The sequence below is a fragment of the Stenotrophomonas sp. GL_101 genome, from assembly GCF_057835675.1.
The window spans coordinates 2,871,403-2,891,048 of the sequence record NZ_CM174432.1 but is presented as its reverse complement, the minus strand read 5'-3'; the positions used below and the strand labels follow the sequence as shown (position 1 = coordinate 2,891,048).

General features: G+C 60.6%; 19 protein-coding genes, 1 tRNA gene and 1 pseudogene. 12 read left to right on the top strand and 9 right to left on the bottom strand.

All coding sequences use genetic code 11. From position 1 onward, the window contains the following. Window positions 1–7: 7 nt before the first annotated feature. The gene (locus AC3IR9_RS12695; RefSeq protein ID WP_489291084.1) at window positions 8–583 is read right to left on the bottom strand and encodes an energy transducer TonB; all 576 of its coding nucleotides are present in this window, start codon (window positions 581–583) and stop codon (window positions 8–10) included. Between the two features lie 158 nt (window positions 584–741). Further along, entirely contained in the window at window positions 742–1,374 is a 633-nt protein-coding gene (locus AC3IR9_RS12690; RefSeq protein WP_489291083.1) for an energy transducer TonB, read from the bottom strand. A 112-nt stretch (window positions 1,375–1,486) separates the two neighbouring features. Here AC3IR9_RS12690 and serS point away from each other — a divergent pair, with 112 nt between their 5' ends. Next, complete coding sequence (gene serS, locus AC3IR9_RS12685) at window positions 1,487–2,767, top strand: serine--tRNA ligase (RefSeq protein WP_489291082.1); 1,281 nt, start codon at window positions 1,487–1,489, stop codon at window positions 2,765–2,767. A gap of 57 nt (window positions 2,768–2,824) precedes the next feature. Here serS and AC3IR9_RS12680 read toward each other — a convergent pair whose 3' ends face one another. Beyond that, on the bottom strand, window positions 2,825–3,175 hold the full coding sequence (locus tag AC3IR9_RS12680) for an SH3 domain-containing protein (protein ID WP_489291081.1): 351 nt from the start codon (window positions 3,173–3,175) through the stop codon (window positions 2,825–2,827). A 507-nt stretch (window positions 3,176–3,682) separates the two neighbouring features. Next, window positions 3,683–4,264 (bottom strand): FMN-dependent NADH-azoreductase, encoded by a 582-nt coding sequence (locus tag AC3IR9_RS12675; RefSeq protein WP_489291080.1) that lies wholly within the window; start codon window positions 4,262–4,264, stop codon window positions 3,683–3,685. 128 nt (window positions 4,265–4,392) lie between these two features. Here AC3IR9_RS12675 and AC3IR9_RS12670 point away from each other — a divergent pair, with 128 nt between their 5' ends. The 7 genes from AC3IR9_RS12670 to AC3IR9_RS12640 all read left to right on the top strand — a co-directional run bounded on the left by AC3IR9_RS12670 (window position 4,393) and on the right by AC3IR9_RS12640 (window position 11,758). Next, window positions 4,393–5,385 (top strand): LysR substrate-binding domain-containing protein, encoded by a 993-nt coding sequence (locus AC3IR9_RS12670; RefSeq protein ID WP_489291079.1) that lies wholly within the window; start codon window positions 4,393–4,395, stop codon window positions 5,383–5,385. A 147-nt stretch (window positions 5,386–5,532) separates the two neighbouring features. Further along, window positions 5,533–5,622: transfer RNA gene (locus AC3IR9_RS12665), tRNA-Ser, on the top strand. 84 nt (window positions 5,623–5,706) lie between these two features. Beyond that, window positions 5,707–7,203, top strand: a complete 1,497-nt coding sequence (locus tag AC3IR9_RS12660; protein ID WP_489291078.1) for a DUF6538 domain-containing protein — start codon at window positions 5,707–5,709, stop codon at window positions 7,201–7,203. 54 nt (window positions 7,204–7,257) lie between these two features. Beyond that, entirely contained in the window at window positions 7,258–7,764 is a 507-nt protein-coding gene (locus tag AC3IR9_RS12655) for a hypothetical protein (protein ID WP_489291077.1), read from the top strand. 14 nt (window positions 7,765–7,778) lie between these two features. Further along, window positions 7,779–8,866, top strand: a protein-coding gene (locus tag AC3IR9_RS12650; RefSeq protein ID WP_489290575.1) for an IS3 family transposase whose coding sequence is annotated in 2 segments (ribosomal slippage) — window positions 7,779–8,031 and window positions 8,031–8,866 — 1,089 coding nt in all. Because the reading frame shifts where the segments join, the coding sequence is not laid out codon by codon here. Between the two features lie 546 nt (window positions 8,867–9,412). Continuing rightward, window positions 9,413–10,777, top strand: a complete 1,365-nt coding sequence (locus AC3IR9_RS12645) for a phospholipase D family protein (RefSeq protein ID WP_489291076.1) — start codon at window positions 9,413–9,415, stop codon at window positions 10,775–10,777. Between the two features lie 366 nt (window positions 10,778–11,143). Then, window positions 11,144–11,758 carry a hypothetical protein gene (locus tag AC3IR9_RS12640; protein ID WP_489291075.1) on the top strand — a complete coding sequence of 205 codons (615 nt, stop codon included), beginning with the start codon at window positions 11,144–11,146 and terminating at the stop codon, window positions 11,756–11,758. Window positions 11,759–11,824: 66 nt separating this feature from the next. Here the strand turns inward: AC3IR9_RS12640 and AC3IR9_RS12635 are convergent, their stop codons facing one another. Both AC3IR9_RS12635 and AC3IR9_RS12630 read right to left on the bottom strand, forming a co-directional pair. Next, the gene (locus tag AC3IR9_RS12635) at window positions 11,825–12,214 is read right to left on the bottom strand and encodes a hypothetical protein (protein WP_489295826.1); all 390 of its coding nucleotides are present in this window, start codon (window positions 12,212–12,214) and stop codon (window positions 11,825–11,827) included. A gap of 96 nt (window positions 12,215–12,310) precedes the next feature. Continuing rightward, window positions 12,311–12,661: a hypothetical protein gene (locus AC3IR9_RS12630; protein WP_489295825.1), complete on the bottom strand. Its 351-nt coding sequence runs from the start codon at window positions 12,659–12,661 to the stop codon at window positions 12,311–12,313. On the opposite strand from AC3IR9_RS12630, the pseudogene AC3IR9_RS12625 reads away from it, so the two are divergent. Beyond that, window positions 12,559–12,798: pseudogene (locus tag AC3IR9_RS12625) on the top strand (hypothetical protein); the annotation flags it as partial. The gene AC3IR9_RS12630 and the pseudogene AC3IR9_RS12625 overlap by 103 nt on opposite strands. 303 nt (window positions 12,799–13,101) lie before the next feature. Here AC3IR9_RS12625 and AC3IR9_RS12620 read toward each other — a convergent pair. Continuing rightward, on the bottom strand, window positions 13,102–14,016 hold the full coding sequence (locus tag AC3IR9_RS12620; RefSeq protein WP_489291074.1) for a LysR family transcriptional regulator: 915 nt from the start codon (window positions 14,014–14,016) through the stop codon (window positions 13,102–13,104). A gap of 70 nt (window positions 14,017–14,086) precedes the next feature. Here AC3IR9_RS12620 and AC3IR9_RS12615 point away from each other — a divergent pair, with 70 nt between their 5' ends. Further along, window positions 14,087–14,473 carry an Atu4866 domain-containing protein gene (locus AC3IR9_RS12615; RefSeq protein ID WP_489291073.1) on the top strand — a complete coding sequence of 129 codons (387 nt, stop codon included), beginning with the start codon at window positions 14,087–14,089 and terminating at the stop codon, window positions 14,471–14,473. A 101-nt stretch (window positions 14,474–14,574) separates the two neighbouring features. Here AC3IR9_RS12615 and AC3IR9_RS12610 read toward each other — a convergent pair. Next, window positions 14,575–15,662 (bottom strand): IS3 family transposase gene (locus tag AC3IR9_RS12610; protein ID WP_489290575.1). Its coding sequence is split into 2 segments (ribosomal slippage): window positions 14,575–15,410 and window positions 15,410–15,662, totalling 1,089 coding nucleotides; the frame shifts between segments, so codons are not numbered across the junction. Window positions 15,663–15,780: 118 nt separating this feature from the next. Between AC3IR9_RS12610 and AC3IR9_RS12605 the strand changes: the two genes are divergently transcribed. Both AC3IR9_RS12605 and AC3IR9_RS12600 read left to right on the top strand, forming a co-directional pair. Further along, entirely contained in the window at window positions 15,781–17,160 is a 1,380-nt protein-coding gene (locus AC3IR9_RS12605) for an NAD-dependent succinate-semialdehyde dehydrogenase (RefSeq protein ID WP_489291072.1), read from the top strand. Between the two features lie 75 nt (window positions 17,161–17,235). Next, window positions 17,236–18,486, top strand: a complete 1,251-nt coding sequence (locus AC3IR9_RS12600) for an MFS transporter (RefSeq protein ID WP_489291071.1) — start codon at window positions 17,236–17,238, stop codon at window positions 18,484–18,486. Window positions 18,487–18,597: 111 nt separating this feature from the next. Here AC3IR9_RS12600 and AC3IR9_RS12595 read toward each other — a convergent pair whose 3' ends face one another. After that, window positions 18,598–19,641: an alcohol dehydrogenase catalytic domain-containing protein gene (locus AC3IR9_RS12595; RefSeq protein ID WP_489291070.1), complete on the bottom strand. Its 1,044-nt coding sequence runs from the start codon at window positions 19,639–19,641 to the stop codon at window positions 18,598–18,600. Window positions 19,642–19,646: the final 5 nt, after the last annotated feature.

The following is a 19,646-nucleotide window of genomic DNA, read 5'->3' as shown; positions in this document are numbered from 1 at the left end:
CATCCACTTAGCGCTCGGTGCGGAAATCCACCGGGACGCGGACCACGCTGGCGACGGCGCGGCCGTTGTTCATGGCCGGCTCGAACGTCCAGTCACGCACGGTGGTCAGCACCGAACGGTCCAGGTCGCGATTGCGCGCACCGCTACGCTGCACGATGCTGGCATCGGTGACATGGCCGCGCGGGTCCACGTTCAAGCTGGCCACCACGCTGCCCTGCACACCGTTACGCAGTGCCGAGGCGGGATAGGCCGGCTTGGCGTTGCCAGCCATCGGGCGCGCTTCTCGGTTGCGTACCACCGCTGCGGTCTTGCGGTCGCTGTGGGTGGCTGGCGTGGCCTGGCGTGCGGCCGGGGCCGGCGTCGTGGCGACTGGGGTTTCAGTAGCCGGCAACATGCGTTCGCCCACCGGGGCGGTCGCGGTGTCGTCGGGGTTGGCGTAACGCAGCCAGACCAGTGCTGCGGCGAACATTGCCACGATCAACGCCATCCACAGCCATGGCGAGGTGCCACGGCGGTTGGGTTCATCGGTGATATCGCGCGGGTCCTGCGGCGACGCATGCATGTCCGGGTGGGTAACACTCATGGCTGACTCCTCGTGTCGAGTTGACGCCAACAGTCTTGCCCGGGTGCGGTTGTCGGTGTGTCATCGCAACGTCAACGCGGCGATTGCATTGCCGGCGAGGTTCAGCTTGACCGGTCGTTGCCGCATCAGCGTTGCGTGATGGCCACGCAACGCGGCCGTCACTGCGGCTTGAAGTCGAACGGTACTTCCAGGCTGCCAGGCACCGGCTGGCCATTGCTTTGCGCGGGCAGGAAGCGCCAGCGGCGTACCGCATCGGTGGCCGCGCGATCCAGCTCGCGTGAACCGCTGCGCTGGATGAGGGTGACGTTGTTGGGGTAGCCCGTGGCATCCACGTCCACGCGCACCACCACGGTTCCGGCATCGCCCCGGCGCAGTGCTGCCGGCGGGTACGACGGCGGCGGCGACTGGTCGGCGATCGGCTGCGGGCGGTCGTTTGCCGACATCGCCGTCGGTGCGGCTTGCGGTGCCGGCGCGACGGCGGCCGGCGGTGGCGGCGGCGGGGCGGTTTCCACCAGCTTGGGCACCTCGGCATCGGCCGGTGGCGCCTTGGCATCGGGCATGTCGCTGGAGCCGGCCGCTGCAGCCAGCGGTTCGGGCAACGGTTCCACCTCGGCCACCTGTTGCGGCGTCTGCGCCGGGCCGGCCTTGTAGAAGTCGTCGTTGCGACTGCTCAGCCAGACCACCAGGAACAGCGCGATGCCGACGCCGAAGGCGATCCCGGCAATGAGCAGGCTGCGGCGGGGCAGGTGGAAGGTGATGTTCTTGCCAGTCGATGAGCGGGAAGCGGACATGAGCCATACCGTTGTGAACCCCCCGATTCTGCCACGGCCGGAATGAACCGGGCGGCAGAAAAACGCATAACAGGCGATAATCCCCCTCCAGACCCGCAACCAACCCGCCGCCATGCTCGATCCAGCCCTGCTTCGCCAACACCCCGCCGACCTTGCCGAACGCCTGCGCAGCGCGCGCGGCTTCGAGCTGGATGTGTCCGGGTTGGAGTCGCTGGAGGCCGATCGCAAGCGCATCCAGGTGCGTACCCAGGAACTGCAGAGCCTGCGCAACAGCCGTTCCAAGGCCATCGGCCAGGCCAAGGCCAAGGGCGAAGACGTCTCGGCGATCATGGCCGAGGTGGCCGCGTTCGCCGATGAACTGAACACCTCCGAAGTGGCCCTGGACAAGCTGCGCGACAAGATCGAAGCGATCGCGCTGGGCATCCCCAACCTGCCGGCCGAGGATGTCCCGGCCGGCAAGGATGAATCGGAGAACGTCGAGCAGCAGCGCTGGGGCACCCCGCGCAGCTTCGATTTCCCGGTGCTCGACCATGTCGAGCTGGGTGCCCGCAACCGCTGGCTGGATGCGGAAACGGCAGCCAAGCTGTCCGGGTCGCGCTTCACCGTGCTGCGTGGCCCGATCGCGCGCCTGCACCGCGCGCTGGCCCAGTTCATGCTGGACCTGCACACCGGCGAGCATGGCTATGAAGAAACCAACGTGCCGCTGCTGGTCAACGCCGATTCGCTGCGCGGCACCAGCCAGCTGCCCAAGTTCGAGGACGACCTGTTCAAGACTGCGGTGGGCGAGTCCACCCGCTACCTGATCCCGACCTCGGAAGTGCCGCTGACCAACATCGTGCGCGATGACATCATCGACGCCGAGCGCCTGCCGCTGCGCATGACCGCCCACTCGCTGTGTTTCCGCGCCGAAGCCGGCAGCGGCGGCCGCGACGTACGCGGCATGATCCGCCAGCACCAGTTCGAGAAGGTGGAACTGGTGGTCGCCTGCACCCCGGCGCAGAGCGATGACGAACACCAGCGCATGACCCGCTGCGCCGAAGTCGTGCTGGAAAAGCTTGGCCTGCCGTACCGCAAGGTGCTGCTGTGCACCGGCGACATGGGCTTTGCCGCGGTGAAAACCTACGACCTGGAAGTGTGGCTGCCGTCGCAGGACACCTACCGCGAGATCTCCTCGTGCTCCAACTGTGGTGATTTCCAGGCGCGCCGCATGCAGTCGCGCTGGCGCAACCCGGAAACCAGCAAGCCCGAGCTGCTGCACACCCTCAATGGCTCCGGCGTGGCCGTGGGCCGGGCGATGATCGCGGTGATGGAGAACTACCAGAACGCCGACGGCAGCATCACCGTGCCCGACGCGCTCAAGCCCTACATGGGCGGCATCGACACCATCGCCTGAGCCAGCAAAAACCCGCCGAAAGGCGGGTTTTTTGTTGCCCCCGGCGGGGCGGCTTGCTCACACCGCGCGCAACACCCGCAGCGGCACCCATCCGGCAATGCCGCCGCCCACCGGCGTGCACCACACCCAGCCATTGAGCACGTGCCCGCCCTCGACGGCCTGCCCGGGATCCACGTCCAGTTCGTGCGCGCAGTAATCTTCGCCTGCCACGGCAGCCCCGGCCGCATCGCGCACGATCACCTGCGCCGGTACCCAGCCCGGGACCTGCCCGGCGGCCTCGCACAGATACCAGTCGTTCCAGTCTTCGGGCCCCTGATAGCGTTCGCCTACCTGCAGGACGTCACCGCGCTTGAGCGTGATCGGCTGGGGGAATTCACTGCGGTGCGGGTCGGTGACGATGAACGGCATGCGGGGGTGTCCGGCGGATGGCCGTTCAGAGTAACCATGACAGCCAGCGCAGGACAGGCCAACGCCGACGTTTCAGACCACCGATGCCCTTGCGTGCGACGCCCCGGCGCCGGCCTGCAGCGATGAGCGTCACCACCAACGGTGGTGACCTACCTCTGCAAGGGGCATCGGAGGGCGCCTGTGCGTACCGCAAGCCGAGCCGCTGGGCGGCCGGCAGGTCCTTGGCAAAATAAAGGAGGAGGTCGTCGCCGCAGGCGTCGGCCGGGGGACATTTGCACAAGGGCCTGCCGGCCGCCCAGCGGCCCTCGATGCTCGCGACATAGCCAAGCGAAGACGCCTCACAAGCTGCTGTCGCCCGATGGGTCAACCCAACCTCACAGGGGAGAAGAACAAAAAAAAGATGGCCCCAAAAGGGGCCATCAGGCGCAACACCGGCAGGGGAGAGAAAACCGGCGCTGCGCACCACGCCACCACGACGAGGGGAGGGAGTGGCGTGGGTGGAACGTCTCAGGCGGCAACGGCGTCCTGCGGCTGCGGCAGGGCGGCCAGCGCATTGGCGATCGCATCGGTGCGGTGCTGCGGCGAATAGGCGATGCCCTCGGCGCGCACGAACTCCACGTTGTCGATACCGAAGAACGCGAACACCTGGCGCAGGTACGGGTCCTGGAAATCGCTCGGCGCGCCGGTGTGCAGGCCGCCGCGGCTGCTGGCCACGATCACCCGCTTGCCGCCGGCCAGGCCCACCGGGCCGGTGTCGGTGTATTTGAAGGTGCGCCCGGCCACTGCCAGCCGGTCGATCCACGCCTTGAGTGTGGAGGCCACGCTGAAGTTGTACATTGGCGAACCGATGACCATCACGTCGGCGGCCAGGAACTGTTCCAGCACCTGCTCGGCGTCGGCCACTTCGGCCGCGTCGGACTGGGCCAGCGAGCTGCTGCGCAGGTGGGCCACCGGCTGCGCGTCGAGGTCGCGGTAGCTCACTTCCAGCGCCGGCACCTGGTCGCGCCATTGCTGGACCACGGCCGCGGAGAGCTGGCGGGAGACGGAGTTTTCGCCAAGCACGCTGGCGTCGATGTGAAGAAGCTTCATGGCAATCACCTTGGGGGCTGCAGGGAAGGGCGGGTAGATCGCCGCCGACAGGGCCTACAATAGGTTGTTGCCAATTTGGGATAAAGGTGGTTGAATGCCACGTATTGTTCTATATCTGGAACTTCAACATGCAAGACCTCAATGATCTCTACTACTTTGCCATGGTGGTGGACCACGGTGGCTTCGCCGCCGCCGAGCGTGCGCTGGGCATCCCCAAGTCGCGCCTGAGCCGCCGCATCAGCCAGTTGGAAACCGACCTGGGCGTACGCCTGCTGCAGCGCTCCACGCGCCGCTTCGCGGTCACCGACGTGGGCACCAGCGTGCACCGCCACGCGCAGACCATGCTTGCCGAGGCCCAGGCCGCACGCGAAGTGGTGGACCGCCTCAGTGCCGAGCCGCGCGGCCTGGTGCGCGTCAGCGTGCCGGTCTCGCTGGCGCAGATGCAGCTGCCCAAGCTGCTACCCAAGTTCCTGGCCCAGTACCCCAAGGTGCGCCTGCAGCTGAACATCAGCAATCGCCGGGTGGACATCATCAATGAAGGCTACGACGTCGCCCTGCGCGTGCGCTCGCGCCTGGACGATGACGGCAGCCTGGTGATGCGCAGCTTCGGCCAGGTGCAGGAACTGCTGGTGGCCAGCCCGAAGTACCTCGACCGTGCCGGCCGCCCCAAGGACCCCGACGAGCTGACCAACCACGTCACCCTGAGCATCAGCGAAGACGAAGCGCGCCAACGCTGGGAACTGCACGGCCCGGAAGGCGCGGTACGCCGCGTGGACCTGCAGCCGCGCGTGGCCGGTTTCGATTTCCCGCTGCTGCAGAGCATGGTCAAGGACGGCTTCGGCATCACCATGCTGCCTGAAACCGTCTGCGCCGACGCCGTGCGCAGTGGCGAGCTGGAAGTGGTGCTGCCGGAATGGTCGCTGCCGCAGGGCGTGTGCCACGCCGTGTTCGCCTCGCGCCGCGGCCTGTTGCCGGCAGTGCGCGTGTTCATCGACTTCCTGGCCGAGCACCTGCCGCCGCAGCTGGAGGCCTCGCGCCTGCATTGCGATGGCGCATGCGAGCGGGCCAAGGAGAAGATCAAGGCCAGTGCGTTGGGTGCGTTGGCGGTGGATGCGGGCTGAGCCCGCTGCGCGCCGGGTGGGCAGAACCAGTGCGGAAATGCGCCGCCCGGCCCGTGCCGGTGAGCCATGCCGGACGGGGCGATGCCCCGACCGGACGCCCCGGTTGCAATAACCGGGGCACGCGGGACGCGGTAGCGTCACCGATACGGAGAGATGGCCGAGCGGTTTAAGGCACCGGTCTTGAAAACCGGCGAAGGGTCAAACCTTCCGTGGGTTCGAATCCCACTCTCTCCGCCAATCACGCATAAGTCATTGATTCTGAATGTGAATTTTTGATGTGTCCTGATTGGTAGGCGGAAAGCATGCAGAGGCGACAATCGCATGCGCATCCCTCACCATTTGAGTCGGTCCGAGACTGGTCGCTGGTCGTTCGTCCAACGCGTTCCTGTTGACCTCCAAGCCGTGCTCGACTGCCGGCTGATCAAACGCACCCTTCGAACGAAAGACCTGGCTCAGGCCCACGTGCGTGCGGTCGTGCTGGGCGCAGGCTATGCTCGGCTCTTCGCACAGTTGAAGGATCAACGCGTGGCCAAGCTCAGCAAAACGGACGCTGACCTTCTGATTGATCGTTTGACGAGCGCTGAGAACCTTCGAGAGCTCACGTTGAACCGGACTCGGGCAACGGATGGGACGGTCACGGAGCAGTGGCAGATCGACAGCCCGAAGGACTTGAAGCTCTACCGGCAGCTTATGGAGTTGGAAGCGATGGCGGCAACGGTCCAGCAACCTGCAGCAGCCCACCGGGGGCCCGCTCGCGAGGTCTGGCCACAGGCGACCCGCGCACCAGCAGCACCACCGGCTCAGGCGATCGAGACGATCACGCTGGGAAAGGCGCGCGATGCGTTCTTGGCGACCCTCAAGGGCTCGACGCTGCCCAAGACCTACACGATCAAGAAGACCGCGATCGAGGCATTGGTGGCGTTCCTGGGCCCAAAGGCCAAGGTCCACACCATCACGCGATCGGACTTGGCCCGCTGGTATCAGGACATGCGAGAGAAGGGGGCTTCTACGCCAACTCTGACGAACAAGCAGTCCTACATCGGCGGCAAGGGCGGGTTCTTCGAGTGGGCTATGGCGTCTGGTCACTACCCGCGGGGCGACAACCCGGCTTCCGGCCATGTGAGCTACTCCCAGCGCGAAAAGCGCGCCCGGAAGAAGCTGGGTTTCAAAGCCTACGATAGGGCGCAGATCCAGGCTCTGTTCGCTCCTGAGGCGCTGGCCAAACTGTCTGAATCGGCTCGCTGGGCCTCGCTCATTGGGCTCTACACGGGCGCGCGTGCCTCCGAAGTGGGGCAGCTCCTTATCAAGGACGTGTTCGAAGAGGACGGCGTCCCGTGCATTCGCATCTCAGACGAGGGCGAGCACCAGAAGGTCAAAACGGAGGTGAGCCTTCGCACGGTACCCCTGCATCCCGAGCTTCTCCAAATGGAGTTCTTAAGCTGGGTCGCTGGTAAACGCGAGTCGGGCGAGGTAAGGCTGTTCCCGGCCGCCAAGGCAGAAGCGGTGAACGGCCAGGGCAACTGGATTACCAAGGCGTTTAGCCGACACCTGGCCGATGTAAGCAAAGAGTGGGAACCCGCGAAGCGGGGTTTTCACTCGCTGCGAAAGACCTTCATCCAGGAGCTGCAGGGCGCCGGGGTGGTGTCGGAGCTGAGGGCGCAAATCGTGGGGCACGAGCTTGATGATGAGCACCACTCAACTTACAGCAGAGCTTTCACCGTCGTAGAGAAGTTGAATGGGCTCGGCGCAACGTCGCCAGGGTTGAAACGGTTGAGCTACAGACTCACCGATATGCGGGGTGCTCTCAACATGGGCTAATCCGCTGGTGTCCTTGGAGTTAAAACCGCGGCTAACGTGTTGTAGGAGGGGTCAATGTCAGAAAACGCAAAGGAAGAAGTCGTTCTATTTCATCTCAACCCAGTTGGCGTGTCGCTGGAAGAGGTGCCGGTGCTTGTGTTGACTGATGCCTCGGTCAACATTGTGGAAGGGCCGCAGGCCGATCATCTGTGGCTGGCGTCTCAGTTTAAGGTCTTAGGAGACCAAGCAAAAGTGTCGGACTTGGTGGCGAAGTTGAGTGACAAGATCGTCGAGGTTGTTAGTGTTCGATTCTTTAGCCAATCGACAGGGATTGAGCTAATTGAATTCGCATCATTCGAGGGGGATTCGACCATGCCATTTCGAACCCGATATGCGGTAAAGCATCAAGGGGAAAACGCAATCTTGTACTCAAGCTTGAGTCGAAAGGTCGCTGCGGGATGGGCGATTTCAGAAGAGTTAAAGATCATCTCCACCAAGAACCTTAAGGCTGTCAAGACTCTTGGCCGGGTAATCCCCCCGCAGGTTAGTAGCAGCCAGAAGTGGAATTTTCTCGTAACCTAACCCGAGGAGATCCCATGAAGAAATCACGATTCACCGACAGCCAGATCATCGCCGTACTCAAGCAGGCCGAGGCCGGCACGCCTGTCCCGGACCTTTGCCGACAGCATGGCATCAGCTCAGCGACGTTCTACAAGTGGCGCAGCAAGTTCGGCGGCATGGATGCGTCCATGGTGTCCCAGCTAAAAGAACTGCAGGACGAGAACCGGCGGCTGAAGAAGATGTACGCCGATGCCCAGCTCAGTGCCGAGCTGCTGAAGGAAGCGCTCTCAAAAAAATGGTGAGGCCATCTCAGCGTCGCGAGATGGCCAGACTGGCGGTCCAGGCAGGCATCACCAGCATCGTTCATGCGTGCAGGACGTTCGAGGTGAGTCAGACCTGCTACCGCTATCAGGCCAAGGCCTGCCAAGAAAATGCGATCATCGCTGACTGGTTGCTCAGGCTGACCAGCGCCTACCGCGATTGGGGCTTTGGGCTGTGCTTCCTGCACCTGCGCAACGTGAAGGGCTTCGCTTGGAACCACAAGCGCGTGTATCGGATCTATCGCGATTTGGAGCTGAACCTGCGCATCAAGCCGCGTAAGCGCATCGTCCGAGAAGTGCCGGCGCCGCTAGCGGTTCCGAAGGCGGCGAACCACACTTGGTCGATGGATTTCATGCACGACCAACTGGCTGATGGACGCAGCTTCCGGATGCTCAACGTACTGGATGATTTCAACCGGCAGGGTCTGGCGATGGAGGTCGACATCTCCTTGCCTGCGGCGCGCGTTATCCGCAGCTTGGAACAGATCATTCAATGGCGCGGAAAGCCTCGCGCCATACGCTGCGACAATGGGCCCGAGTACATCAGCGGAGCGCTGCAAGCATGGGCCGAGCAGCAAGGCATTGCGCTGCTCTACATCCAGCCAGGCAATCCTCAGCAGAACGCCTACATCGAACGCTACAACCGGACCGTGCGTTACGCTTGGCTTGCCAGCAATCTGTTCAATGACATCCAGCAGGTCCAGGACATCGCCACCCGTTGGCTATGGACTTACAACCACGAGCGCCCGAACATGGCGCTCGGCGGCATCACGCCAATGCAGAAGCTTGCACTGGCAGCGTAGTTCCACTTTTGGCGACCGCTAAAAGCGGGGGGATTACCGCCGGAGCTTGAAGATTCCGGGAAGAAAGTGACATTTCCCTGACGAGGTATTCGTACTGTTGCAATGATCTCAGGCACCATCGCTATGGGTTGATGTTGCCATAGGTCTCTTCCATCTATTGTTCTATCGTGAGACTTGCTCTGCCAGTAGGCAATGCACAGCTGGGTTGCCTTTGTCGCTTCATCCTTTGCCTCATCGGCAGGCAGCCGCGTGAGCAGGGAAATGAATGCTTGATTCCAAAATGACTCGATGTCCATAGCGCAGACCGGTGTTTGTAGGCACTGCTTATAACGCGAAATTTTCGTTGGTCAAGGGAGTCTCGCCGCACTCGCCTGGCGAGGGTGGTATCGCTCAGGCGAAATGCCGCAGTAGGTAGCAGGCAACAGGGTCGCGACCAGTGGCGTTAGTCCACCATTGATCATTGGAGTTCCACCGCAGGCAGTAGAATCGCGTGTAGTCTCGCCCATGGGTTTCAATCGTAGCCGTTGGAAGAGCAGGGGAGATATCATGGAGTTTGTAGGACAGCCGCTGACTGGTAAGTTGCTGCGCAATGCACACATCAACAGCATTCAGCGCTGCAGCAACGTCATAGCTGCGGTGGCATATGCCGGTAACGACCAGCGGTGGTGGTTTGAGGACTGCCTCAGGAAGGGCAAGTCGCTGGAGTTCTTCGGCCGATACGATGGCACGTGTCCCATCGACACGCAGTTGCTTGAGTGGGCCTTGCAGCCGAGGCATTTGGCCAACCTATCGTGGCGTGTGGTGCCTACTTACCTGCATGCCAAAGTGATCTGGTGGGTAGGGCAGGGGGCATACATTGGTTCGGCCAACCTAACTGACCGTGCATGGAACAAGAACTACGAGGGTGGAGTGTTCGTTCCGGACGAGGAGCTTGAGACATCTGGCATGGTGATACAGCTGTTGGCATTCTTTAGCGGGCTTAGGGCGCGATCCGAGCCTCTGCGCCAAGAGCATCTGGATGCGCAGCGGGCGATCGAGAAGGAACGGGACGGGTTGATGGCCCAGCTACGAAAGATTGAGCAGCGGTTCGATGATGCCGATCCAACAGTCAAGCATGCCCTGAACCCAATTGGGGTGCCCACAGATCTCAAGTCTAACGACGCATTTCGGCGATTCTATGACGAATGGATCGCCACGCTTCAGATCATGCGTGACATCGCCAGCTTCGTTTCCTTGCCTGAGAATCGGCCTTCCTGGATAGGCGAACAGGTTCCGCCGGGGGTCCAGGCTGACCAATTTCTACACGCCTATTACTACAGGGAAGTTCGCGGCAGCGGCGAGAAGGACGCCTACATGACGTTCCATGAGCGCAACCGCAAGAACCCAACATCTGCTTTGTTGGCTCAGTTGAGCTGGTGGAAGCGGAGCGACTTCGACGTTTCCCAAGAGATGTGGACTATCAACAACCTGGCACCTGTCGTTCGGCAGAACTTTGCGCGCGATCGCGTCCTATCCTTGAGTGAGCAGGAGTGGGTAGAGAGTGTCGCGGGAGTTCATGCGTTCAACCAGCATGCCATGCACGTGTCCAACGCCTTGTTGGGTCTGCAGCCCTATCAGACAATCGCGGCGAAGACGGAGGGGCTGGCTCGATGGATGTGGAGCCAACGAACTGCAGAAGGAAGGTCCCCGTTGGAGGTGATCCACTATGTTGCTTGGGGCGGTACCGTTGCAGAGACCGTGGATCGGCTATGGACCGCGTGCAACTCGCCTGCCTGGCGTCTGGCCCACATGAAGACCAGTATCTTAGGGGAGCTGATCGGCTGGATGAATCCTGATGCGTTTCCCCCGCGTAACCGTCGAACCAGTAAGGCATTGCGTGCACTTGGTTACGATGTTGGTGTGGATCTGTAGGCGCCCTATTGACTAGATGGATGTGGTACTGAAGGGTATGAGGTTGATCAACATACGTGTAGTGCGGTCCGCCTATTGGCAGTTCAGATTGAGCGGAGCTTCGCTAGAAAAGTGCTGTCTTTCGGGGTGGCGTCGGCCCACACCATTAGCGTTCAATTGAGCCGCCCGACCTGAGCATGATGGTTGTCATCCGGCTTAAGGATGTGGGGGGATTCGAGGAGCCGCTGACCAGGATGTAGCTCTACCTGCCACGAAATCGAGCTGGCTGTTTCCCCCGCTTGACGCATGATCTAGCCAGGCATGAGGCCGGGTGGACAGTCAGGGCGCCGCGGCGATAGCCTCCCTCTTTCGGCTGACGTCTATCCCATGAGCATCCTCAATGTGCTGCTACGCCCCGACCAACTGCTCGTCGCGGTCGACACGTGGGCTGAGGACGCGCTGACCCGGACGCCGTCGTCGGGCGCCAAGCTCTTGCTCATCCCTCAGCACAACCTGGTGCTAGCCAGCCGCGGCTCCGCCCAGTTTTTCTTGAAGATCTACGAGCTGTGCCTTCAGGCCGGCTTCCGCACCGATTTCACCATGGAGCAACTCATGGCCGAGCTGGGGTTGGTCATGGACCATCTTTGGCCGAACTACCTTCAAGCGGCTGCGGAGGCGGGCATGACGCGGGACATCCTGCACAGCGAGCTTGTGCTGGGCGGCTGGTCACCGAAGAACGGCCGGATGATGGCCACGGCCTATGCCAAGGATGCGGGCGGTGGTCCGACACGGGTGCGGCCATTGGAAGGCGGCGTAGCGTCACCTGGGGAACCATTGCGGGGGCGGAAAGATAGCTTCGAACTTGCGGCCGTCTTGGAGGCCGGCCGGCTGCAGGCGGCCTACCTCAACGAAAGCGTGGGTCGGACCGTTGCTGGAGGCAGGCTGCTGGTAGCCGATCTTCGCAAGGGGCAGGCGACCATCACCGATTTGGCGGAGCTCTAGTGCCGCCTTTAAGCCTCGATCAGAGGAGTAGCCGCATCGCTCGACCCAGGGTTTGGTGGAGTTCGTTTACCGAGAGGATCTAGGCTCCGCATCAGGACCCTGTCCGACCTGCCAAAGAACACGCTTTTCGTATCCACTGCCCAGAACGACTTGCCACTTTGTGAATCCAGCCGAAAGTGTCCCGGTTGAAATCAGATCGCTTTCAAGCACAACAAAGTTGGCTGCCCCGGTCTTTCCCTTGGCCCTCACAAGTAAGACCGTTTCCTTTCGAACGAGGTGGCCCGGTTTGGCCTGAGAGTCTTCAAGACTGAAAACGCTCTTTTCATCGATCTCAATTCGCACCCCGGCGAAAACCAGCCCGTGCGCATTGCCCTCGCCGTCGGCCTGATGCCAGGTGAACTGCTGACTGCCGCTCAGGACGAGAGCCGCGCTCTTGCCGTTGCTGGAAGCGCCGATAAGCAGAGCCTCCTCTGAATCGTGCCTAGGAAGTATGAGCGAAAGAGGAGCGCAGGAACTGCACTGCCTACAGTGAACTCGCTGGTCGATATCATCTCAGCGCTTGCGTGGATGGTTGCTACGGCTTTGAAGGGGACCAATAAGCTGTTTCCAGAGCAGCTCCGCCGCTCCCTCTTGCGTCAGCTTCTGACCCCGATTTGAACCATACGCGGACATGCCCATGCTGGTGAGGAACAGGGATTGATCATCGCAGTCAACCGATAGTGATTCGTTGTAAGAGTTGCTATCGAGCGTCTCACCCTGACTGTAGTTGATGCCCCCGAGCATTCCCCCCAGGTAGATCGTTGCCCGAGCAACGTCGTTCCCCTCGTGGTAAATCGTGGAGAAGAAGCGGTTGGCGTCGATTCGACGGAAAGAGCCTTCGTAGCTCGGGTTGCGTTCTTGCAGTTCGTCGAGCGAGTTCTCGAAGTGCTTCGCGATGTGCGCTGTACAGCGAGTTGATCCAGGCCGGTTTCATCGATCTTCTAGACGTGGAGATGTTCTGCGCCCCCGAGGTCGTCACTGCCTTGGTTGACCAGGCGCATGCAAAGAGCATCAAAGTGGTCATGTCCAGCCATGATTTCCACAAGACGCCGTCCACCGCCGTTTCGATACCACGCCGGCGGTGCAATCCGGGCAGGGGTTCTGGATACGATGGGCCAGCCGAGGAACTTGCTCCCCATTTGGATGAAATTGGCAGCGGCGAACTCTCGCCCGTAAGTTGCTTGTTGAGCGAGATCTCGATCTCCCGTGGGCCGAACGTGCTTATGGGCTTGTCTAAGGATCTCGATTTCTGCCCGAATGCTAAGCCGGTCGCAGCTCCAGACGGGGCGATACCGATCCAACAGCTATCGAGGCGATGGATCGTTTCGCAACCGTTTTATGTTCTGTCGCGCCTGCTCTCGAAAATTTCGCGTCACGACGGAATGATCATCGGGGTGCGTCGCCAACGCGAGCCTGGCACGCGGCGCGTCCCCGACGATCGGCAAGAAGACCACCCCCGGTACGTTGACGTTGGACAAAGGCGCTGGAACGATGGAAACGCCAAGCTCGACTGCAACCAGGTTTGCAATCGAAGTGATCTGGGGTGAGACCTGTCCGATGATCGGTTCGAAACCGACCCGTCGGCAAGCATCAATGACCTCATCGTAGAGATCAGGCCCGAGTGCACGGGAATGCAAGACCAAAGCCTCATCCTTCAACGCGTTCAAGGGGATCGCGTATTCGCTCGCGAGCCTGTGACCCGATGGAACCACCACCATCATCGCGTCCTCCGGTAGGGATGTAACAGTCAGTCCTTCCGGCGCCTTCGGTCCTGGACGGATAAAAATGGCGTCAATCGAGCGATGCCTCAGTTGGTCCAATAGTTGCACCGTGTTGAGTTCTACAAGCGTCAGTTCGACCCCTGGATAAGCGCGTCGAAACGACCGTATGATTTTGGGGACGGCTTCGTTGAATGCCGCTGACCCTGTAAAGCCTACCCTCAACCGCCCCGATTCCCCGGCGGCACCCCTTAGCGCCATCTTCTTGGCATATTCGATCTGGCCGAAGACAACCTGGATTTCCGCCAGGAATGCCTCGCCTGCCTCGGTCAGCGCGGCGCCTCGAGGCAGCCGACGAAAAAGCTGTACGCCGATTTCCTCCTCCAGGTCTTTGATCTGGCTGCTAAGCGGAGGTTGCGCGATTCCGACCCTCTCGGCCGCTCGCCGGAAATTGCCTTCTTCCGCCACGGCAATGAAGTACCGCAAGTGCCTTAGCTCCATCTGCGCTCTCCGAAATAACGATACATACAGAGTATCACAAGAAACACGCCATATATTGGATATCTTCTTGATGGCTGCGTATATTTCGGTCAACAGAAAGGACAGGCTCATGCGAATAAGCGCGCTTACATTCTTCATCGCGGCCATTAGCTCCAGTTTCGGCAACGTACCCGCGCAAGCAGCATTGATCCAGGACCATAAGATGGAAACGACAGATAGCAACGCCCCCCATCCTTTTGTCGGCATGTGGGTCACGGAGAACGGATACATTCGTCAGGAATTGTTGCCCAATGGGCGTTATGACGAAGCCCGCGGCAACAGGAAGAGCGCGTATCAGGGGCGATACGAAGTATCCGGTAATCACATCGAATATTGGGACGATACCGGCTTTACCGCCGACGGCGAATTCATCGACGACGTCCTGCATCACGTCGGAATGCGGTTTCACCGCGAGTGATCCCATCACTCTACCGTCGAGCGGATATCCGCTCGACTTACAACCCGAAGCAGAACGTGACTGGGTAATCCCCCCGCTTTTAGCGGTCGCCAAAAGTGGAACTACGCTGCCAGTGCAAGCTTCTGCATTGGCGTGATGCCGCCGAGCGCCATGTTCGGGCGCTCGTGGTTGTAAGTCCATAGCCAACGGGTGGCGATGTCCTGGACCTGCTGGATGTCATTGAACAGATTGCTGGCAAGCCAAGCGTAACGCACGGTCCGGTTGTAGCGTTCGATGTAGGCGTTCTGCTGAGGATTGCCTGGCTGGATGTAGAGCAGCGCAATGCCTTGCTGCTCGGCCCATGCTTGCAGCGCTCCGCTGATGTACTCGGGCCCATTGTCGCAGCGTATGGCGCGAGGCTTTCCGCGCCATTGAATGATCTGTTCCAAGCTGCGGATAACGCGCGCCGCAGGCAAGGAGATGTCGACCTCCATCGCCAGACCCTGCCGGTTGAAATCATCCAGTACGTTGAGCATCCGGAAGCTGCGTCCATCAGCCAGTTGGTCGTGCATGAAATCCATCGACCAAGTGTGGTTCGCCGCCTTCGGAACCGCTAGCGGCGCCGGCACTTCTCGGACGATGCGCTTACGCGGCTTGATGCGCAGGTTCAGCTCCAAATCGCGATAGATCCGATACACGCGCTTGTGGTTCCAAGCGAAGCCCTTCACGTTGCGCAGGTGCAGGAAGCACAGCCCAAAGCCCCAATCGCGGTAGGCGCTGGTCAGCCTGAGCAACCAGTCAGCGATGATCGCATTTTCTTGGCAGGCCTTGGCCTGATAGCGGTAGCAGGTCTGACTCACCTCGAACGTCCTGCACGCATGAACGATGCTGGTGATGCCTGCCTGGACCGCCAGTCTGGCCATCTCGCGACGCTGAGATGGCCTCACCATTTTTTTGAGAGCGCTTCCTTCAGCAGCTCGGCACTGAGCTGGGCATCGGCGTACATCTTCTTCAGCCGCCGGTTCTCGTCCTGCAGTTCTTTTAGCTGGGACACCATGGACGCATCCATGCCGCCGAACTTGCTGCGCCACTTGTAGAACGTCGCTGAGCTGATGCCATGCTGTCGGCAAAGGTCCGGGACAGGCGTGCCGGCCTCGGCCTGCTTGAGTACGGCGATGATCTGGCTGTCGGTGAATCGTGATTTCTTCATGGGATCTCCTCGGGTTAGGTTACGAGAAAATTCCACTTCTGGCTGCTACTAACCTGCGGGGGGATTACCACTGAACGTCGATCGATGCTTTGGGTCAACCTCAGAAAGAGAGAATATGATGATCAAGGTCTATAACCCCGCCGATGGAAGCCTTGTCGGCGAAGTCCCGCATTTCTCGGTCGATGAAGTCAAAGCCGCAATCGATCGCACCTGCGAAGCGTTCCCGGTTTGGTCTCGCAAACTTGCAAAGGAGCGCGGCGACCTCCTGCGTCGCTGGTTCGAACTAGTGCGTGACGACAAACACGTCTTTGCCGAGATCATGGTCAAGGAAAACGGCAAATGCCTCTCGGAAGCCCTGGGTGAGGTCGAATACGGGCTCGGCTTCATTGAATGGTATGCGGAGGAAGCCAAGCGCGTGTACGGTGACACGATTCCCTCACACGCGAACAACGCGGCCGTTCTGGTCTTCAAAGAGCCTGCTGGCCCGACCGCGTCGATCACGCCGTGGAACTTCCCGTTCATGATGATCGCTCGCAAGATCGCCACTGCGCTCGCCGCCGGCTGCACGATGATCATCAAGCCGTCCGAAGAGACCCCGCTCACTGCCTATAAGCTGCTTGAATACGCTCGCAAGGCCGGTATTCCGGAGGGTGTCTTCGAGATGGTCACCGGTGACCCGCGCGAAATCGGTCCTCTGTTTACCGGTGACGACCGGATCCGCAAGATCTCGTTCACAGGTTCCACGGCCATCGGCAAACTGCTGGCAGAGGCCTGCGGCAAGAACCTCAAGAAGATGACCCTGGAACTTGGCGGCAACGCTCCGTTCATCGTCTTCGACGATGCGCATTTCGACGATGCTGTCGCCGGCATTGTCGCTGCCAAGCTCAGAAATTCGGGCCAGGTGTGCATTTCGCCGAACCGCATCTACGTCCACGACAGCATCTACGACAGGTTTGTTGCCGCTGTTACCGAACGGGTAGCCAAGCTTCGTGTCGACCAGGGTATGCAGGATGAGTTCGTGGTTGGTCCGCTGGTCAACAAGATCGGTTTCGACAAGGTTTGCGAACTTGTCGAAGATGCCAGGGCTTCCGGTGCACGTGTGGCTTTCGGGGGCAAACCCCATGCGAAGGGCGGTTTGTTCTACGAACCGACGATCCTGGCCGAGGTTACAGATCAGATGAAGGTCGCCCAGACCGAGATCTTCGGACCTGTCTTCTCGTTTTATCGATTTGAAAGCGAAGATGAGGTCGTTCGGCGCGCGAACAACTCGGAATATGGCCTGGTGGCTTACGCCTATACCAAAGACCTGGCTCGGGCTTTCCGACTGTCGCGCAACATCGAGGCAGGCATGGTCATCCTGAATTCGCCATCCGTCGGGACCGCTTCCGTGCCGTTCGGCGGCGTCAAGCAGTCCGGCTTTGGCCGGGAGGGGAGCTACTACGGCATCGAGGAATATGTGGAAGTCAAATACGTCCTCATGGCGAGCCTGGATCGCTAAAAGTCTTAATGGGACCGGCGGCTCGGTCGCCGTTCCCACTTCAAGGCTGACCCAGCCACATACAGGCAATCCCCAATGACTACGAAACTTAATGCGAAAGCCGATCGGCTCGGCTGGCAGGTGTTTGCCATGGCTGTCACCACGGGCGTGACAATCGCCAATGTCTATTATTGTCAGCCGATACTGTCGCAGATCCGTGACTCTCTTGCGTTGACCGATTCACAAATTGGCAACCTGCCGGTGTTGACCCAGGTGGGTGTTGGTCTTGGCCTACTTTTTCTGGCGCCTCTGGGCGACATGATTGACAGAAAGAAGCTGGTGATCTGTCTTGAGGTTCTGCTCGTAGCGGCCCTGATTGGTATGTCAGTTTCCGGGAGCCTCGCCAGTCTCTATATCGCGAGTTTTGCGATCGGGGTATTTGCGGTAGCAGTCCAGATCGTCGTCCCGATGGCGGCGTCAATGGCGACATCTCAAACCAAGGGGAAGGTTGTCGGTTTTGTGTTCACCGGGACCTTGATCGGCATTCTCGCCTCGCGCGTCGTCAGCGGATATCTTGCCGATTGGCTCGGGTGGCGTTGGGTCTACGGCTTGTCAGCAGCGCTCGCACTGCTCATCGTTCTGCTTATCCATGCTGTCTTTCCAAGCCAGCCCGGCACGCACAAAGGCAGCTATGGCTCCCTTATGGCGTCGACCCTCTCTCAGTTCCGGCGGTTCGTCAAGCTTCGACGGCTCTCCTTTCTGGGCGCACTCGTCTTCGGCGCTTTCTGTTCATTTTGGACCACCCTGACGTTTCATCTCAGCTCGGAGCCGTTCTCGTTCGATAGCAGCCAGATCGGATTGTTTGGTTTGGTGGCGATCGCAGGGGCCTTGGTGGCCCCCATCATCGGGCGACTGGCGGACCGAACTAGTCCTGAACGTATGCAGGTGCTGACCGTTCTCATTATGGTCGTTGGTGTCTTGTGCGGCCAGTGGTGGCAGCATTCCGTACTCGCCCTGATCGCCGCAACGCTTTTGCTGGATATTGGCGTCCAGGCAACCCAGGTTAACAACCTCGCGCAGATCTATAAGCTCGACAAGAATGCCAACAGCCGTATCAACACGGTCTTCATGGTAATTTTCTTCATCGGCGGCGCGATTGGATCCTATTGCGGCGTATGGGCCTGGAGTACGGGGGGCTGGCCTCTCGTTAGCGTGCAGTTGCTGGCCTTCAGCGTGGTTGCGCTGCTGATTGCGATCCTGAACTCGAGTGCGTCGCGCCCCCGCGCAAGTGCAAGCGGTCAAGTCAACAGGGCAGGTGATGCGAGTCCGTCTGATATCGGGCATTAACCAGACATCGACTCTGCCGTGCGTCTTAAGTTCGGCAGCCAGTCGTGTCGCAAAGACTTATAAAACCGGAATGGTCTCGCCCAACGTTGTGCTGGGCGAGATTTACAGCTTTTAGAGGGATTGCGTACGCCCCCATGGCAGGAATACGCCACGGAATCGCATCTTCCCGGAAGCCAGGCGGTCAAAGGCTTCGCGCGCTTGGTCGAGCTCAAAGGTTTCAACCAAGGGTCTCACTTTGCCCTTGGCGGCCATATCCAGCACCTCACCGAGGTAACGCTGGCCACCATGAGTCGAACCAATCACCCGCTGACGCATCATATGGAAGGGAACTCCCTCCGACGAAATCGAGAATGGCTGACTAAAGTCCAGCCCGCACAGAACGACACGACCATCGACACGCAGGCCGACGAGGGCCTCTTCAGCCGAATTGAAATCGTTCGTCGTGACCAGCAGAATATCGGCACCACCGAGGTCCTTCAGCTCTCTGCCTGTGCTGACCACATGGTCGGCACCAAGCTGAAGGGCGAGCGCGTGCTTGTCCGAAGAATGGGTAATCGCAATGGTCTCAAAGCCGCAGGCCTTGGATAGCTGCAGCGCGACGTGGCCAAGACCACCGATCCCAAGCACTGCGATCTTCTCACCCGGCTCTGGGGCCGCGTCACGCAGGCCGCTCCAAGTGGTATAGCCGGCGCACATCATCGGCGCGGCATCCACGTAGGCCAGATCATCTGGCAGAAGCACGGTGCCCTCCGCAGAGATGGCAATGAACTGCGCGTGTCCACCCTGAGCCGCAAAGCCGGTAGTGCGGGGCAGGTCGCAGTTCATCGCGGTCTGCCCCGTCAGGGGGCGATTCTCGCGGCAGTAGGAGCAACGGCCGCATGACGATTGTACCCAAGTGGTACCGATACGATCTCCCACCCTTCTCGTGTGCACACCGGCGCCCACTTCGACAATCTCGCCAACGACTTCGTGGCCTGGCGTCTGGGGATAGATGTCGCCGCCATAGCCTTGGGTAGCCCACACATCCGTGTAGCACATTCCCGATGCGTGCACCTTGACCAACACCTGCCCGGGCTCGGCGGTAGGAATCGGCACATCCCGGACTTCCCAAGGTTGATTTGGTCCGGTCATCACAATTGCCTTCATCGTATTCATCATCT